Raw genomic sequence first — 15,117 nt, 5'->3', positions numbered from 1 at the left:
TCAGCTGTCCAGAAAAGAGACGATCTGCACGCCTTGCGCCATCAACCGATCGCGGATTTCGCGCGCCATCGCCAATGCACCAGGGCTGTCGCCGTGCACACAGATCGAATGCGCTGCAAGCTTGACCGGGTCACCGTCTACTACGGGCATCCGCCCGGTTTCAAGGAACGACAAAAGACGCGCTGCGGCCTTGCCTGCGTCGTGGATCATCGCGCCGGGCTGGTCGCGGGGCACCAGCTGGCCCGATGACAGATAGGCGCGATCCGCAAAAATCTCGGAATACACGTTCATGCCTGCCGCACGGGCGGCGTGTTCGGTTTGGGTGCCGGATATCGCCAAAACCGCCATATCCGGGTCGATCTTTTGAATGGCCGCCATGATGGCATCGGCCACGTGACGATCCCGCGCCGCAAGGTTGGCCAGCGCGCCATGTGGTTTGACATAGGCCACGGGCACGCCGACTAATGCGGCCACCCCTTGCAACGCGCCAATCTGGGCTGCGCACATGCGTGCGATCTCATCCATCGACATGGGGATCACACGCCGCCCGAACCCGATGCGATCAGCGTATCCGGGGTGGGCACCCACAGTCACGCCGTTGTCACGGGCCAGCGAAAGCGTGCGAAACATGGTGTCGGGATCACCTGCATGACCGCCACAGGCGATATTTGCAGAGGTAACGATGGACAGCATCTGCGCATCCTCGCCCATGTCCCAAGGACCAAACCCTTCACCCAAATCTGAATTAAGGTCGATGCGCATAGCCTCAGTCCTATTGCAAGGCGGTGGGCAGGAACAACGCGATGTTGGGGAAAGCGATCAGCAGGAAGGCCATGGCCAGCATCGTCAGGCAGTAAGGGAGCGCCCCCAGCATGACTTCGTTCAGGCTACCTGACTTGCGCGCCCCTTGCACGACGTAGAGGTTCAAACCAACGGGCGGGGTGATCAACGCCATTTCAATGAGCACAATCATCAGGATGCCGAACCAGATCACATCATAGCCCTGTACAAGGACCATGGGCACGATGATCGGGATCGTCACAACCATGAGTGACAGGGTTTCGATGAAAAAGCCCAGCACGATGTAAAGGACGACCACCACAAGGATGAAGCCTAATGGCGACAGGCCCAGCCCTTCCATGAATGCAGTCAGCTCGCGGCCCAATCCCGCTGATGCCAGCGTGAAATTCAGGAATGACGCGCCGATGACGATCAGCATGATCATCGAGGTGATCTTGATGGTGCCGGTCAGGCTTTGCGTCAGCATGTCCCATGACACGCCGCCAAAGGCGAAAGCGATCAGAAACGCGCCTGCAACGCCCACGGCGGCGGCCTCTGTCGGGGTGGCCCAGCCGCGATAGATCGACCCCACGATCAGGCCAAACAGGATCAGGATCGGGATCAGATCAACCAGCGCGCGCAGCATTTGCCCAAACGGGAATGTCCGGCGCACACCGCCCAGATCCGGGCGAATGAGACAAATGATTGCCGTAACAACCATAAACGCCAAAGCCAGCGCGATACCGGGGATCAGACCCGCCAGAAACAGTTGCGGGATCGAGGATTGTGTCAAAAACCCATAGACGATCAGGTTGATCGACGGCGGGATCATGATCCCGAGTGTGCCGCCCGCAGCAATGGCGCCGGAAAACAGCTTGGGGTCATACCCCAGCTTTTCGGCCTGCGGCATGGCCACGGTCGCGACCGTGGCTGCGGTGGCAACAGACGACCCAGAGGTTGCGGAAAACATCGTCGCGGTCGCCACATTGGCATGGATCAACCCGCCGGGCAGCCAGCTGACCCAGCGGTCAAGGGCGGCGTAGGTTCGCGTTGCAACCCCGCTGCGCACGAGGATTTCACCCAGCAGTACAAAAAACGGGATGGCGATTAGCGTCGCGGAATTGGATGACGACCAGACCATGTTACCCAGACCGCGCGTCAATGGAAAACTCGAAAAGAAGGTATCAATCCCAAAACCCAGCAAGAACAGGACGATGCCAACCGGAATGGACAGGGCCAGCAGCCCCAGAAGCCCGACAGAAACAAACCCGATCATTGCAGTGTCTCCTGCTCGGCAAAAGCGCCGACAATCGCTTCGCTGTCCTCAAAGCGGCGTTTGATCAGTAAGCTGAGCGCGGCAAGGGTTGTCAGGCACGACATGGCCGCAAACCAGACCCATCCCGCAAACCAAGGCAACTGAACCCAGGCGAGAGGCGTTTCAAGCGGTGTGTTGGCGCGCGATCCCATGGTCAGAGAGCGTTCCAAAACCGGCCAGGCCTTGATCGCGATGGTGATGATCACGCCCGACATCACGATCATGGAAAACACATCCAGCAATGCGCGCCCGAAGCTTTGAAAGCGCGACCGCAGCAGATCAATGCGCACATGCCCCAGTTCCAGCAGAGTGTAGGACATGCCCCAAGACGTCACGAGCGCCATAGCGTAGCCTGCGATCTCTTCGGTGCCGCCAAGGGACGTCCCGATCTGGCGCATGATGATATCGAGCAGCACAAAGGCTGCGCAGGCAAGCAGGCCAAAGCCGACGACCAGCGCCACCCCTCTGTTGATCACCCGAAGGCTTTGAATCATCTTGCGTTCCATGATAGGTCCGTCCCCTGTCAGTCGGTTAAAGGTGCAAGACCTTACTCGATTGTCACGCCAACAACCTGGCCAACACTGTCATTCCAGCGCGTTGCCCAGTCTCCTCCTGCGCGCTCTGCCCATTCCGGCAGAACTTCACTGGTCAGGATCTCGCGGGCGCGATCAAAATCAGCGTCGCTGACCGCAACCAATATCATGGACCGCGCGTCACCTGATGGGCACTCACCATTGCCGGTCAGGCAGGCGATGTCGTTAACCAAGGCGTTCTGCGCGCTGGCCCATGCCGGGTCTTCGAAACCGCTGGCAACTTCGCCGCTGATCAGCGCCTGTGTGTCTGCGTCAAGGCTGTTCCATTTGTCGAGGTTGATCGCAGTGACCACAGAGTCCCAGCCACCCAGCGGGATCGGCAACAGATGTGTGGACACTTCCCACCAGCCCGCGCTGTAGCCCGAGCCGGCACCGGTGACGGCGCAATCGACAACGCCGTTCTGCAAGGCGCCCGGAACTTCGGCGAAGGACACATTCACGCCCTCAGCGCCCAGCGCTTCAAGCAGTTTGGCGGTCATGCGGCCTGATGCACGCACTTTGAGGCCCTCCAGATCGCCAAGGTTCGCAATCTCGTGGTTACAGAACACGACCTGCGGCGGGTAAGGCGCAATCGCCAGCACGTGGCTGTTGAAACGGTCGCGGTAAATGTCAGAGACCATCGGCCGGGCCGCGTCCACCATGGCGCGCGCTTCATCCGCGGTGAGCGCCAGAAGCGGCACATCAAGGCCTTCAAGTTCGGGTGCATCGGCCACCGCATAGTCAGCCACAGTCATTGCAACATCGTACACACCCTGACCCAGCAGCGGATAGATATCGCCCAGACCAAGGCTCATCTGGTTGTGGGTCGTCAGCTCAACCGTGATGGCACCGCCAGAGGCTTCGGGCAGGGTCGTGGACCAGAACGGCGCTTCGTATTGGTTGTGCAGCGGCAGGCTGGACCAGCTGCCGACAACTGACAGGTTTTCAGCGTTGGCCGGTGCAGCCAGTGCCGTTGTTGCGGCCAGAATTGAGATCATCTTTTTCATTGTCTTAGTCTCCTTGTTGGATTTGTCGGTCCTCAGTTGAGGATTGTTGTTTCGGCGTCTTCGGCCACATCAGCGATCAGCATATGACCGGGCGAATGCGTGATGCAGATTGGCAGTGCCGCGTCCAGCAGCACGTTCTGCGGGGTGACACCGCAGGCCCAATAGACGGGGACTTCGCCGTCTCTGATCTCGACCGCGTCGCCCCAATCGGGGGCAGACAGATCGGTAATGCCGATATGTGCGGGGTCGCCCGCCGCGATGGGGGCGCCGTGGGCTTGCGGATAGCGGCGGCTGATCTCGCGGGCGGCATCAACCTGATCGGCCGGGATAGGGCGCATGGTCACCACCATCTGCCCACCAAACCGCCCAGCAGGGACCAGATTGATATTGGATTTGAACATCGGTACATTGCGGCCCGTTTCCAGATGGCGCACGGGAATGCCGTGACGCACCAGCGCGTTTTCAAAGGTGAACGAACAGCCCAGGGCAACGGTCACTAGGTCATCGGTCCACACATCCGAAATATCCGTGACTTCCTCGCTCAATGCACCATCGCGGAATACGCGATATCTGGCGACGTCTGTGCGCATGTCGATGTCGCGGCCCAGCGTGGGCAGCTTTGCGTCGCCGCTGTCGCCGACACCCACGACAGGGCAGGGCTTGGGATTGCGCAGACAAAACCGCAAGAAGTCGAGTGCGTCTTGCTCGGGCAGAATGGCCACGTTGCATTGCAGCTTTCCAGCCGCCAACCCAGCCGTATGGCCGGTGTAGGCACCGCTGCGGATTGCGGCACGAACTTCTGCAGCAGAGGCACCTATGAGATCGGAATGTGAAACTGTGGTTATGGTCACGCTTGCCCCCGGTGTGATCAATCTCAGCATCACATGGTGTCACGTCTCCAATCAAATTATCATTTTGTATCTATCGTGATAGATTTTCTAAATCTATTTTGGATGCGACCTGTCCCAGTCGACAGCCACCGCACGCGCCATTTCCGCACTGTTTTCGACAAGAAAACTGCGCGGTTCTGAAAGATAGGACGCCGTGAACGACAGCGGCTGTGGCCGGAACCCCGGATCGAATTCCACGATCTGCCCGGAGGCAAGAAAATCATTCGCCAGCGCCCGGGGGTAAGGCCCAACAGCGATTCCCGCCGCGATCATCTTTAGACTGGCCGACAATGAGGCCGAGGCAAAGACCCGCAACTTCGGCCCCACCCTGCGCGACAACTCCGACATCAGTTCGCGGTATGGGCGCGTCTTGCTGGAGTACGAAATGACCGGGATCTGGGTCAGGTCCGTCTGCGGATTGGCACTGGCGCGATACCAATGAAGATCAAAGGATGGCAGATCGACGTTCTCCACCGAAAATTCAGACACCGGCCCCATGAGGAGCGCAAGATCCAGTTTCCGCTCCAGTAGCGCGGACCGCAGGTTCAGGGAAATATCGACCGTAAGATCCACGTTCACGCGGGGGTATTCTTCGCTGAGTGCCTTGAGGAAATCGGGCAACCACGCTTGGGCAATCGTTTCGGATGCGCCGACGCGGAACAGGCCTTCGGTCTCGGAGGGGTTGGCGACGCGCTGTTTGATCTCTTCCTCGACGAACAGCATCTGTTCGGCATAGGACAACAGCAAAGTGCCCTGTTTGGTCAGGACCAACTCTCCGGGGCCGCGTTCAAACAACGGGACGCGCAGCTCTTGTTCAAGGTTGGCGATGCGGGTGGAGATCGCGGGTTGCGATAGATTTAACCGCTTTCCCGCGCGGCGAAACCCGCCTAGGCGGGCCACCCAAAGAAAAGTCTTGATCTGATCAAATGTCATTCCCCATTCATAGATTGGATCATTTGGGTTGCAAACCGATTAAGAATTATCCGGATAAACTCGGGCATTGATTATGGTGACTTCCCTTCCAATGAAAGTTGACGCCAAGAAAAAACTTTCGATCTCGAAGGCAGTCACCATTGATCAAACAGACATCGAGGTCCGCTCTGTCTGCTTTGCTGCCCCAAGAACAAGTAGCGGCGAAGGTCTGCAATGAGGCCAATGTAGCCGATGCTGCGCAGCGCATGAACGGCGGCTATTGAGTGCTTTGACTAAAGTTCTTTCGGCAAAGTTATATCGTGAATCGACGCTGTAATGGGATGTGAGAAATCTCTTTTGGTCTCTGACACAATCTTCTTGAGCCAAGGGAAGACGATCCTAGATACGTTTAGCTTGTCGAGTGGTTGCTCCAAGGCCACCTGACGCCCCCACTTTGGATCATCTTCCCAAATCGTGTATTGATCCAGTTCGTCCTCTGTCACGATGGGCCAAAGACGATCGACGGTATCATTTAGCTCTTTGACTGGTTCAGGTTCATTTACCCAAACCTCGTTTTTTCCTTTGCTGAAGAGCCGAAAAGAAAAGGCGGGATCATCTAGAAATACTTCGATGTGAAGCCCTTTGATGCTATCGGGAAAGTCAGTGTCCAGCAGTTTAGCGAATGCGTCTCTAACATCGGGATAATACTCTTCCATCCGATTAGCGAGGAAGACCTCAAACTGCTTTAGCAGATCGCCGTCTTGCGCCATGTCGGTTGAAGAGTTTTCCGCCCTGCGCTTTCCAAAAAGAGATTTGATCCACTCGATCATAGCCTTGTCTCAACGTCCTCAAATGGTCACCGTGATCGCCAATAAACAACTTTTAACGCCATTACGAAAGCTGACATTGAAACGCCTGCTGTGAACGGCAGCAAAGTCCCACACAGCCGACGTCTGGCGCCCACGCAATAGTTGCGGCGTCGGCCACTGTGTTGCCTAATCCCCAACCTCTCTCACAAAACAATTATACATCGCAGGCCCCATCAGCACCTGTTTGCGCGCGCCTGACGCTTGAAGTGTCAGGGCACTGGCCGGGGGCGCGAGACGGCGCATGTATCTCTTGTCGCGCCACTTATTCAGGGAACGCAGATTTACCGATTAGCGCTGTTAAAACGCTTATTTCAGGGCAAATCATAACAAAAAGCGCGCCACGGTTTCCCGCGGCGCGCCCTCTGCCAAACCCAAAAACGGGTCTTTACTTCATCGTGATACGACCGTCGGTATATGGCTGATACGGCGCATTCGCGGCGATATACTCAGCCGTCACATCGGCCAGATCGGGACCAAAGTCGTAGGCGTTCATCGCGTCCTCAAACATGGAGTAGCCGTCACCGCCGTTGCGCACAAAGTTGTTGGACACAACACCATAAGTCGCGGCGGGATCAATCGGTTCTCCGCCAACCATGATGTCGCTGATCCGCGAACCGGGCTCTTGGCTCAGATCGACGACAAACGACATGCCGGATACCTGCGGGAAGCGGCCAGATCCCTCTTCATGCTGGCTGGCGCCGTTCTCTAAGGCGGCGATCATCGCCTCACCCGTCACTTGGAACGTGGACAGCGTGTTCTGGAACGGCAGCACAGTCAGCACTTCGCCCTTTGTCACTTCGCCCGCGTCGATTGATGCACGAATACCGCCCGAGTTCTGGAAGGCAATCTGGATGCCCTGATCAGCCACACGTGCAAGCATCGCATCTGCGATCAGGTTCCCCATTGAGCATTCCATGGCACGGCAAACGGACCGATCACCTTCAATTGGTGCGGCTGCCTCGGCCACGACCTGCTGACGGATTTCATCCAGCGGAGCAGCAAGCTCTGCCACACGCGCAACGGTTGCCGCGTCTTCGGCGACTGAGGCGTCAATCAGCAATGGCGCTCCTGCGGCTTCGGTGATCACACCCTCATCGTCAAAGGTGACATTCAACTCGCCAAGGAATTTACCATAGGCGTAAGCCTGAACAACGGCCGTGTCGCCGACCATTGTCGGGTACGGCCCTGCGGCATCCTCATCATCGCCCAAAAGCGTGTTTGTGTGACCACCAACAATCACGTCAACGCCGGTCGTGTTGGCAGCAACGTCCAAATCCACACCATAGCCCGAGTGTGACAGAACAATGATCTTGTTCACGCCCATCTCGGTCAGCTTATCGACCTCGGCCTGCACCGCAGCAACCGGATCAGAGAAGGTGACGTTCGGACCGGGGCTTGCCAGTTCGTCGGTGTTCTCTGGCGTCAGGCCGATCATGCCGATCTGCTCACCGCCGCGTTCGATGACGGTTGATTTCATCAGAGCGTCAGCCAGAAGCGGCTCTGCCGAGACATCAGCGTTGGACATCAGGATTGGAAACTCGACCGAATCCATAAAGCCACGCAGCACTTCGGGCCCGTCATCAAATTCGTGGTTGCCGACGGTCATGCCGTCATAGCCAAGCTTGTTCATAAACTCAGCAGCCATCGCACCCTTATAGTAGGTGTAAAACAATGTGCCCTGAAACTGGTCGCCGCCATCCACGAGGATAGAGTTATTCGTCCGAGCGCGCGCATCGGCAATCGCTGTCACCAAACGGGCCGTACCGCCAAAGCATTTGCCTTCAGCGTTGTCTTCGGCGGAACAACCGCTGTCAAAACGGCTGATCGGCTCAAACCGTGCATGAAAGTCGTTGGTGTGCAGGATGGTCAGCGAATAGTCCGCCGCTGCCACACTTGCGGTCATCGCCAGCGCGCAGGTCGTCGTCATCATACGTAAAATCATTGGATCGTGTCCCCCAAGGTTGGAATAACGTCAGCTTGGCGAGGCCGTTTGCGAGAGTCAAATTGAATACGCCTCGCGTCAAGCGACCCTTACGTCAACGCGCAGTCCTTGGGCGCTTGACCATCTTTGTCGCAAAGGCCATCACGCGCATATGCTGATTTACAAAATCTTCCGCGCCGATGAATGGTCCACTTTGCAAGCCGATGGTGAAACTGTGGGTGCACCGATTGACGTGGCCGATGGGTATATCCACTTTTCGACGACCCAAACAGTCGCTGAAACGGCGGCGAAGTATTTTGCCGATGCAGAGGGCCTTATGCTGCTGGCCGTTGAGACCGAAGGGCTTGAGCAGCTCAAATGGGAACCCGCCCGCGAGGATGTGCTATTCCCGCATCTCTACCGCAAACTGCGGATGGATGATGTCGTCTGGAGCAAACCCCTGCCCTTGCAGGACGGCGTGCATCAATTTCCTGATCTGACATGAGCGCACTGGAGAAAATCGGCCTGACGGCTTTGCGCCGGATAGATCCAGAAACAGCGCATGGGCTGGCGCTGAAGGCGCTCAACACTGGGTTGGGCCCGCGATCGGGGCCGGTCACTTCTGATCGGCTCAAGACCACACTGGCCGGTATCGCTCTTGCGAACCCTGTCGGCCTTGCCGCCGGTTTCGATAAAAACGCAACGGCCTTGCACGCACTGGCGAAGACAGGCTTTGGTTTTCTAGAAGTCGGAGCGGCAACGCCGCGCGCCCAACCAGGCAATCCAAAACCGCGACTGTTTCGATTGACCGATGATCAGGCAGCCATCAACCGCTTTGGTTTTAACAACGATGGCATGGATGCGATAGCTGACAGGCTGTCCGCTCGTCCACAAGGCGCCGTTATCGGGCTGAACCTGGGGGCCAACAAAGACAGCGCAGACAAAGCCGCCGACTTTGCGACCGTCCTGACGCGCTGTGGGCCGGTTGTCGACTTTGCCACGGTAAACGTGTCCTCGCCCAACACTGAAAAGCTGCGTGATTTGCAGGGCAAGGCGGCTTTGGCGGGTTTGCTGGCTGGCGTGATGGAAGCGCGTGCAGGCCTTGCCAAGCCTATCCCCATCTTTCTGAAAATCGCACCAGACCTCAGCAGCGATGAAATCGCCGAAGTGGCAGAGGTCGCTAACGCTTCGGCCATCGACGCGATCATCGCGACCAACACAACGCTGGACCGCGAAGGTCTGCACGGACCGCATAAGACTGAAATGGGTGGGCTGTCAGGTCAGCCGCTCTTTGAAAAATCCACCCGTGTGCTGGCGCAACTGGCAGGGCTAACAACGCTGCCGATCATCGGTGTCGGCGGTGTCAGCAACGCGGACCAAGCCTATCAGAAAATCCGCGCTGGCGCGTCTGCGGTGCAGCTTTACACCGCCTTGGTTTATGGCGGCATTTCACTGGCAGGCGACATCGCACAAGGTCTTGACGACTTGCTCACGCGTGATGGTTTCGCAAATGTCGCCGATGCTGTTGGGTCAAGCCGCAGCGACTGGACGTGAAGGCCTGTCCGCCTCGGCCTCTAGCCCAGGATATTTCCAACCCAATGTCGCGCCGCGCACAACGAAATTGAGCAATAGTCCAATCCACAAACCGTGATTCTGGAACATGGCCATCAGCGGGATAACGGTGGCAAAATAGATCACTGCCGAGACAATCATCATGTTGCGCATGTCCTTGGTGCGCGTTGCGCCAATGAATATGCCATCAAGCATCCAAGCAGCCACACCGACAATGGGGGCGGCCACCATATAGGGCAGATAGATACGCGCTGTTTCACGCACCTCAGGTGCAGTGGTCATAATGTCGATGATTGCGCCACCAAAGACTGCGAAACAAACAGCCAAGATCGCGCACACAATGCCACCCCACAGGCTGCTGAGGACCGCACTACGCCGCAATGCCGCCCTTGCGCGTGCGCCCAACGCCTGTCCAACCAAGGCTTCGGCTGAAAAAGCAAACCCATCCAAGGCATATGCCGTCACCTGCAAAAACTGCATCAATATCTGATTGGCCGCCAATTGAACGTCACCAAAGTCCGAGCCGTAGAACAGGAAACTGACAAAGATCGCCTGCAACAACACCGACCGGATCAGGATATCGGTGTTTACCAACGCCATGTGCTTGAGCCGCGCAAGATCAAACACCCGCGCGGCAGAAAGCCATGCTGGTCGCACAAAAACCCCCCGGCAAAACCAAAGGCCCAGCGCCAGCCCGCCCCATTCAGCAATAAACGTGGCCCAAGCCACCCCCTGCACGCCCCAGCCAAGCTCTAGCCCTAAATAGAAACTCAGCGCGATGTTGACGCCATTCATACCCACCTGAATGACCAACACGGCGCGGGTCCGTTCTTGGGCAATGAGCCATCCGGTGATGCCATAAAGTGCAATCGTCGCCGGGGCCGACCAAATACGGATCGTCATGTACTCACGTGCGAGCGTCTCGACCTCGGCGCTGGCGGGTGACACCCAGAACGCGCCTTTGAAGATGGCGACCTGTGCGGCAATCATCACCAGACCAGCCGAAATGCCGATCAACAGCGCTCGCGACAGCAGCGCATCGACCTCTTCTGCGTCCCCTGCCCCGCTGGCCTGCGATGTCAGGCCAGTCGTGCCCATCCGCAGAAAGCCAAAAATCCAGTAGACCGCCGACAGGATAATCGCACCGATGCCAACGGCCCCGATGGGTGCGGCTTCGCCCAGTTGCCCGACCACGCCGGTGTCCACCACCCCAAGGATCGGCACCGTCGCGTTCGACAGCACAATTGGTAAGGCAATCGCGAGGACCCGTTTGTGCGTCAGCACCTCAGCCATCGCGCGGAGGCATCAGGAAATGCCCAGTGGCTTGCGCGAACAACCGGCTGCGATTGTCCTGCCACGTCTCTACATGCACAGAGGCATAACGGCGGCCAGAGCGGTTCACACGCGCCCGCGCATAGGCATCGCGCGGCAGGCCAGAGCGCAGGTAATCGACGGTGAAGTCGATCGTCTTGGGCAGTTGGATGCGTGGCGCATCCTCGTCCACGCGCCCCGCTTCCATATCTTCCCAGATCATTGCCCAGCTCAGCTCAACAATCGCGGTCACTTCAAGAAAGGCTGCGGTTACCCCGCCGTGGATCGCAGGCAGCATGGGATTCCCGATCAGCTTGTCCGCGTAAGGTAGTACAGCCGTCAACTCATCCCCGCGCCGGTCGATCTGAATGCCGAGGAACTGGATGTAAGGCACACCCGCGACCAGCTTTTGCAACGTCGCATCGCGGCGCTGCTTGATAACTTGGACGGGTTCAGGGCGGCGGCTCACGATTTTGCCCTTTCAATCGTAAAGGCACCCGTCGCGGTCGCTACCGGTCGGTCGGGATCGCCATCAACAGCGGTTGCGCGGACAAAGGCCACCGAACGGGTCACATGGTAACACTCCGCCGTTGCCGTGATCCGCTCACCGGGGGTGGCCGGACGCATGTAGTCGATGCGCAAGTCCAAAGTCGCTGTCGCAACAGCCGCCGCCGGATGCGACATCACTGCAGCGCCTGCGCAGGTATCCATCAACGCAGACACCGCACCGCCGTGAATGACGCCTGTTTCAGGATCACCCACCAAGCGCGGGTCGTAATCCATCCCGATCACGGCCTTGCCATCCTCAATGGCCGTCAATTGCATCCCAAGTTCCTGCGCATGCGGAATGGCTTCGATAAACTGGCGGGCCAGTAGGTCGCGACGGGTCTTTTGTGTGTCAGACATATGCGCTCCTGATGTCGTCTGGTATTTGGGTATCCCCGTTTTATGCAATTGACCACCTTCAACACTTCGTTGTTCAGCATCCCACCTGTTGCCCCATTTAATTGTAACGGCTACGATTGCGGGTAAGGGAGAATACGATGTCGGACACACGCCTGTCATTCAAAGAGATGTGCGCAAAATTCGACGTAACGCCACGCACGTTGCGCTACTACGAATACATTGAACTGCTTCACCCCGAAAAAGAGGGGCGTTCGCGGTTTTACGGCGCGAAAGAACTGGCGCGCATGACGCTTATCCTGCGCGGACGGCGATTTGGGTTCTCGCTTGAAGATATCCGACAATGGCTGTTGATCTACGAAAAAGAGGGCACCACCGCACAGATGCATGAATGGGTCGCCCTTGCTGACAGACAGCTGATCGAACTGGCAGAGCAAAAACAGCAGCTCGAAGAAACGATCGACGAGCTAAAGAATCTACGCGACACAACGGCCCAAACGCTCGGCTAAGTGCGACACTGCCCGAGCATGGGGGTCACAATTGCGTTAATAGCCGCTGATCGTCTGTCTCTCGATGGGCATCAGCTATCCAAACAATGCAAAAGACTCACCTCAAAAATAGGCCAAAAAACCCATTCAAAGCGCTTTGAGGGGAAAAAATGAAATTTTTCCCCGTTTTTTAATTGCGCCTGACCCCGCGTCATCTTTGCTGACCTTTCGTCAGCTTGCCCGTGACGCCACGTTACGTTTACGTGCACGTCAACTTTGCTTGTATGGTAGTCACATCCTTCGCAAGTGCGTGGCATTCGAAACACGCATAAAGGAATGAGAAGATGACGACCGAAACACTTAACATCCGCCAGATGTGTGACGCATTTGATGTGACGCCACGCACGCTTCGCTTTTACGAAGCCAAGGAGTTGTTGTTCCCGATCCGCGAAGGTCAGAAACGCCTGTTCACCAAGCGCGACCGCGCACGCCTCAAGTTGATCCTGCGCGGCAAGCGCTTTGGGTTCTCCTTGGAGGAAATCCGCCAGCTGCTTGACCTCTACCACATGGACGATGGGCAAGAGGCCCAGCTGTCAAAGACTTACGAACTTGCCGAAAGCCACCTTGCCGACATGGAGGCCCAAAAGGCCGAGTTGGAAGAGGCTATTGGCGAATTGAAAGAACAAATGGCATGGGGCGCCGAAAAACTGACCCAGTTAGCCAAACAGAAAACGGTTGCTGCCTAAAACAGGGCGCAACCACCCAACACGACCAAAACGGAGAGACACCAGATGCCGATCTACAACGCACCCAACAAAGACATCCAGTTCGTGCTGCACGACCTTTTGAAGGTCTCAGAGCAAGACATCCCAGGGTTTGACGACCTTGACCGTGACTTTACCAGTGCCGTTGTCGAAGAAGCCGGCAAGGTGGCCTCCGAAGTGCTGCACCCGCTGAACGTGGTGGGTGACACCGAAGGCTGTGTCATGGAAAACGGCGTCGTGCGCACGCCCACAGGTTTCAAAGAAGCTTTCGAGCAGATGAAAGAAGGTGGCTGGACCGCAATGGATTGCGATCCTGAATATGGCGGCCAAGGCCTGCCTTACGTCATGCACACCGCGGCACAGGAACCCTTCGTGTCCGCCAACATGGCATTCAACATGTATCAGGGCCTGACCCATGGTGCCTACTCCGCAATCTACGCGCATGGGTCGGACGAGCAGAAGCAAAAGTACCTGCCAAAAATGGTGTCCTGCGAATGGACCGGCACCATGAACCTGACCGAGCCGCACTGCGGTACTGATCTGGGCCTGATGCGCACAAAGGCCGTCCCAAATGATGATGGGTCTTACAAAATTTCTGGCCAAAAGATTTTCATCTCTGCCGGTGAACACGATATGGCCGAAAACATCATCCACCTCGTGCTGGCCAAGATCCAAGGTGGGCCAGAGGGCATCAAGGGTGTGTCGCTCTTCATCGTACCGAAATTCATGGTCAATGATGACGGTTCACTTGGCGCACGCAACGGCGTTGCTTGCGGCAAAATCGAAGAAAAGATGGGCATCCACGGCAACTCGACCTGTGTGATGAACTATGACGAGGCGACCGGTTACCTTGTGGGTGAAGAGCACAAGGGCATGCGCGCCATGTTCACCATGATGAACGAAGCGCGTCTGGGTGTGGGCCTGCAAGGCTATGCCCAAGCGGAAAGCGCGTACCAAAACGCTGTGGCCTACGCCAACGACCGCCTGCAAGGGCGCGATGTGACCGGCGCCAAGAATCCCGATGGCCCTGCCGATCCGCTGATCGTGCATCCGGACATTCGCCGCAACCTGATGGATCAGAAAAGCTTTGTCGAAGGCGCACGTGCCTTCACATTCTGGGGCGCATATCTGATCGACCGCGCACATAAAAACCAGGACGCCGAAGCAGATGGCCTGATCTCCTTGATGACGCCTGTGATCAAAGGCTTCCTGACCGACAAGGGTTTTGAATACGCTACAGCCGCCCAGCAGGTTTACGGCGGGCACGGCTATATCGAAGAATGGGGCATGTCCCAATACGCCCGCGACGCGCGCATCGCGATGATCTACGAAGGGGCCAACGGTGTGCAGGCGCTGGACCTTGTGGGCCGCAAGCTGGCACTCGATGGCGGCAAGCATGTGATGGCGTTCTTTGAGATGATCAAAACCTTCATTAAGGAAAACGAAGGCAATGAGGCGCTGAACAAGGACTTCCTGACACCGCTGAAAGCCGCCTCCAAGGATCTGCAGGCCGCTGGCATGTACTTTATGCAGAACGCCACCAAGCCAAACAACGCGCTGTCAGGGTCTTACGACTTTATGCATATGATGGGCCACGTCTGCCTTGGCCTGATGTGGGCACGGATGGCAAAAGCGGCGATGGAAGCGCTGGAAGGTGGTGCATCTGACACCGAGTTCTACGAGACCAAGATCGCAACGGGCCGCTACTACATGGCCCGCCAATTGCCCGCAACAGCGATGCACCTCGCGCGCATCAACACAGGCGGCGATACTATCATGGCGCTTGAAGCCGCAAACTTCTAAGCTCTGCAAG

General features: G+C 57.3%; 17 protein-coding genes. 6 read left to right on the top strand and 11 right to left on the bottom strand.

From position 1 onward, the window contains the following. The 7 genes from MWU60_RS08295 to MWU60_RS08265 form a co-directional block, all read right to left on the bottom strand. Complete coding sequence (locus MWU60_RS08295) at window positions 1-762, bottom strand: 5-oxoprolinase subunit PxpA (protein WP_247226783.1); 762 nt, start codon at window positions 760-762, stop codon at window positions 1-3. A gap of 10 nt (window positions 763-772) precedes the next feature. Further along, window positions 773-2,056: a TRAP transporter large permease gene (locus MWU60_RS08290; RefSeq protein WP_247226782.1), complete on the bottom strand. Its 1,284-nt coding sequence runs from the start codon at window positions 2,054-2,056 to the stop codon at window positions 773-775. Continuing rightward, a complete protein-coding gene (locus MWU60_RS08285; RefSeq protein WP_247226781.1) occupies window positions 2,053-2,601 on the bottom strand; it encodes a TRAP transporter small permease in 549 nt (182 codons plus the stop codon). The genes MWU60_RS08290 and MWU60_RS08285 overlap by 4 nt, the downstream gene beginning before the upstream one ends. 41 nt (window positions 2,602-2,642) lie before the next feature. Continuing rightward, window positions 2,643-3,674, bottom strand: a complete 1,032-nt coding sequence (locus tag MWU60_RS08280; RefSeq protein WP_247226778.1) for a TRAP transporter substrate-binding protein — start codon at window positions 3,672-3,674, stop codon at window positions 2,643-2,645. A 32-nt stretch (window positions 3,675-3,706) separates the two neighbouring features. Next, on the bottom strand, window positions 3,707-4,525 hold the full coding sequence (locus MWU60_RS08275; RefSeq protein WP_247226875.1) for a putative hydro-lyase: 819 nt from the start codon (window positions 4,523-4,525) through the stop codon (window positions 3,707-3,709). A gap of 93 nt (window positions 4,526-4,618) precedes the next feature. Beyond that, the gene (locus tag MWU60_RS08270) at window positions 4,619-5,497 is read right to left on the bottom strand and encodes a LysR family transcriptional regulator (protein WP_247226777.1); all 879 of its coding nucleotides are present in this window, start codon (window positions 5,495-5,497) and stop codon (window positions 4,619-4,621) included. Between the two features lie 272 nt (window positions 5,498-5,769). Then, window positions 5,770-6,246, bottom strand: coding sequence for a hypothetical protein (locus tag MWU60_RS08265; protein ID WP_247226776.1), 477 nt, complete (start codon window positions 6,244-6,246; stop codon window positions 5,770-5,772). Here MWU60_RS08265 and MWU60_RS08260 point away from each other — a divergent pair. Continuing rightward, complete coding sequence (locus tag MWU60_RS08260; RefSeq protein WP_247226775.1) at window positions 6,245-6,400, top strand: hypothetical protein; 156 nt, start codon at window positions 6,245-6,247, stop codon at window positions 6,398-6,400. The genes MWU60_RS08265 and MWU60_RS08260 overlap by 2 nt on opposite strands. Window positions 6,401-6,730: 330 nt before the next feature. Here the strand turns inward: MWU60_RS08260 and MWU60_RS08255 are convergent, their stop codons facing one another. Continuing rightward, window positions 6,731-8,287 carry a bifunctional metallophosphatase/5'-nucleotidase gene (locus MWU60_RS08255; protein WP_247226774.1) on the bottom strand — a complete coding sequence of 519 codons (1,557 nt, stop codon included), beginning with the start codon at window positions 8,285-8,287 and terminating at the stop codon, window positions 6,731-6,733. A gap of 151 nt (window positions 8,288-8,438) precedes the next feature. Here MWU60_RS08255 and MWU60_RS08250 point away from each other — a divergent pair, with 151 nt between their 5' ends. After that, window positions 8,439-8,771 (top strand): DUF952 domain-containing protein, encoded by a 333-nt coding sequence (locus tag MWU60_RS08250; protein ID WP_247226773.1) that lies wholly within the window; start codon window positions 8,439-8,441, stop codon window positions 8,769-8,771. Beyond that, the gene (locus MWU60_RS08245; RefSeq protein ID WP_247226771.1) at window positions 8,768-9,820 is read left to right on the top strand and encodes a quinone-dependent dihydroorotate dehydrogenase; all 1,053 of its coding nucleotides are present in this window, start codon (window positions 8,768-8,770) and stop codon (window positions 9,818-9,820) included. Before MWU60_RS08250 ends, MWU60_RS08245 begins: the two co-directional genes overlap by 4 nt. Here MWU60_RS08245 and MWU60_RS08240 read toward each other — a convergent pair. Genes MWU60_RS08240 through MWU60_RS08230 form a run of 3 tightly spaced genes read right to left on the bottom strand, consistent with a single transcriptional unit; the run spans window position 9,797 to window position 12,055 of the window. Further along, window positions 9,797-11,131 carry an MATE family efflux transporter gene (locus tag MWU60_RS08240; RefSeq protein WP_247226769.1) on the bottom strand — a complete coding sequence of 445 codons (1,335 nt, stop codon included), beginning with the start codon at window positions 11,129-11,131 and terminating at the stop codon, window positions 9,797-9,799. The genes MWU60_RS08245 and MWU60_RS08240 overlap by 24 nt on opposite strands. After that, window positions 11,124-11,618 carry a PaaI family thioesterase gene (locus MWU60_RS08235; RefSeq protein ID WP_247226768.1) on the bottom strand — a complete coding sequence of 165 codons (495 nt, stop codon included), beginning with the start codon at window positions 11,616-11,618 and terminating at the stop codon, window positions 11,124-11,126. Before MWU60_RS08235 ends, MWU60_RS08240 begins: the two co-directional genes overlap by 8 nt. Then, window positions 11,615-12,055 (bottom strand): PaaI family thioesterase, encoded by a 441-nt coding sequence (locus MWU60_RS08230; RefSeq protein WP_247226767.1) that lies wholly within the window; start codon window positions 12,053-12,055, stop codon window positions 11,615-11,617. Before MWU60_RS08230 ends, MWU60_RS08235 begins: the two co-directional genes overlap by 4 nt. Before the next feature lie 137 nt (window positions 12,056-12,192). Between MWU60_RS08230 and MWU60_RS08225 the strand changes: the two genes are divergently transcribed. The 3 genes from MWU60_RS08225 (at window position 12,193) to MWU60_RS08215 (ending at window position 15,107) form a co-directional block, all read left to right on the top strand. Continuing rightward, on the top strand, window positions 12,193-12,561 hold the full coding sequence (locus tag MWU60_RS08225) for a MerR family DNA-binding transcriptional regulator (protein WP_247226766.1): 369 nt from the start codon (window positions 12,193-12,195) through the stop codon (window positions 12,559-12,561). Window positions 12,562-12,884: 323 nt separating this feature from the next. Next, window positions 12,885-13,286, top strand: a complete 402-nt coding sequence (locus MWU60_RS08220; RefSeq protein WP_247226765.1) for a MerR family DNA-binding transcriptional regulator — start codon at window positions 12,885-12,887, stop codon at window positions 13,284-13,286. 45 nt (window positions 13,287-13,331) lie between these two features. Then, window positions 13,332-15,107: an acyl-CoA dehydrogenase C-terminal domain-containing protein gene (locus MWU60_RS08215; protein ID WP_247226764.1), complete on the top strand. Its 1,776-nt coding sequence runs from the start codon at window positions 13,332-13,334 to the stop codon at window positions 15,105-15,107. The last annotated feature ends 10 nt before the right edge of the window (window positions 15,108-15,117 follow it).

Origin of the sequence: Yoonia sp. F2084L (assembly GCF_023015625.1) — a bacterium.
In the GTDB taxonomy this organism is placed as follows: domain Bacteria; phylum Pseudomonadota; class Alphaproteobacteria; order Rhodobacterales; family Rhodobacteraceae; genus Yoonia.
This window is presented reverse-complemented; position numbering and strand designations above follow the sequence as displayed.

Bases quoted from the DNA above. Each gene is read 5' to 3' on its own strand.
- MWU60_RS08260 (WP_247226775.1), top strand. From the start codon at position 6,245: ATGTCGGTTGAAGAGTTTTCCGCCCTGCGCTTTCCAAAAAGAGATTTG.
- MWU60_RS08240 (WP_247226769.1), bottom strand. From the start codon at position 11,131: ATGGCTGAGGTGCTGACGCACAAACGGGTCCTCGCGATTGCCTTACCA.
- MWU60_RS08265 (WP_247226776.1), bottom strand. From the start codon at position 6,246: ATGGCGCAAGACGGCGATCTGCTAAAGCAGTTTGAGGTCTTCCTCGCT.
- MWU60_RS08230 (WP_247226767.1), bottom strand. From the start codon at position 12,055: ATGTCTGACACACAAAAGACCCGTCGCGACCTACTGGCCCGCCAGTTT.
- MWU60_RS08245 (WP_247226771.1), top strand. From the start codon at position 8,768: ATGAGCGCACTGGAGAAAATCGGCCTGACGGCTTTGCGCCGGATAGAT.
- MWU60_RS08255 (WP_247226774.1), bottom strand. From the start codon at position 8,287: ATGATTTTACGTATGATGACGACGACCTGCGCGCTGGCGATGACCGCA.
- MWU60_RS08290 (WP_247226782.1), bottom strand. From the start codon at position 2,056: ATGATCGGGTTTGTTTCTGTCGGGCTTCTGGGGCTGCTGGCCCTGTCC.
- MWU60_RS08250 (WP_247226773.1), top strand. From the start codon at position 8,439: ATGCTGATTTACAAAATCTTCCGCGCCGATGAATGGTCCACTTTGCAA.
- MWU60_RS08295 (WP_247226783.1), bottom strand. From the start codon at position 762: ATGCGCATCGACCTTAATTCAGATTTGGGTGAAGGGTTTGGTCCTTGG.
- MWU60_RS08270 (WP_247226777.1), bottom strand. From the start codon at position 5,497: ATGACATTTGATCAGATCAAGACTTTTCTTTGGGTGGCCCGCCTAGGC.
- MWU60_RS08220 (WP_247226765.1), top strand. From the start codon at position 12,885: ATGACGACCGAAACACTTAACATCCGCCAGATGTGTGACGCATTTGAT.
- MWU60_RS08285 (WP_247226781.1), bottom strand. From the start codon at position 2,601: ATGGAACGCAAGATGATTCAAAGCCTTCGGGTGATCAACAGAGGGGTG.
- MWU60_RS08280 (WP_247226778.1), bottom strand. From the start codon at position 3,674: ATGAAAAAGATGATCTCAATTCTGGCCGCAACAACGGCACTGGCTGCA.
- MWU60_RS08215 (WP_247226764.1), top strand. From the start codon at position 13,332: ATGCCGATCTACAACGCACCCAACAAAGACATCCAGTTCGTGCTGCAC.
- MWU60_RS08225 (WP_247226766.1), top strand. From the start codon at position 12,193: ATGTCGGACACACGCCTGTCATTCAAAGAGATGTGCGCAAAATTCGAC.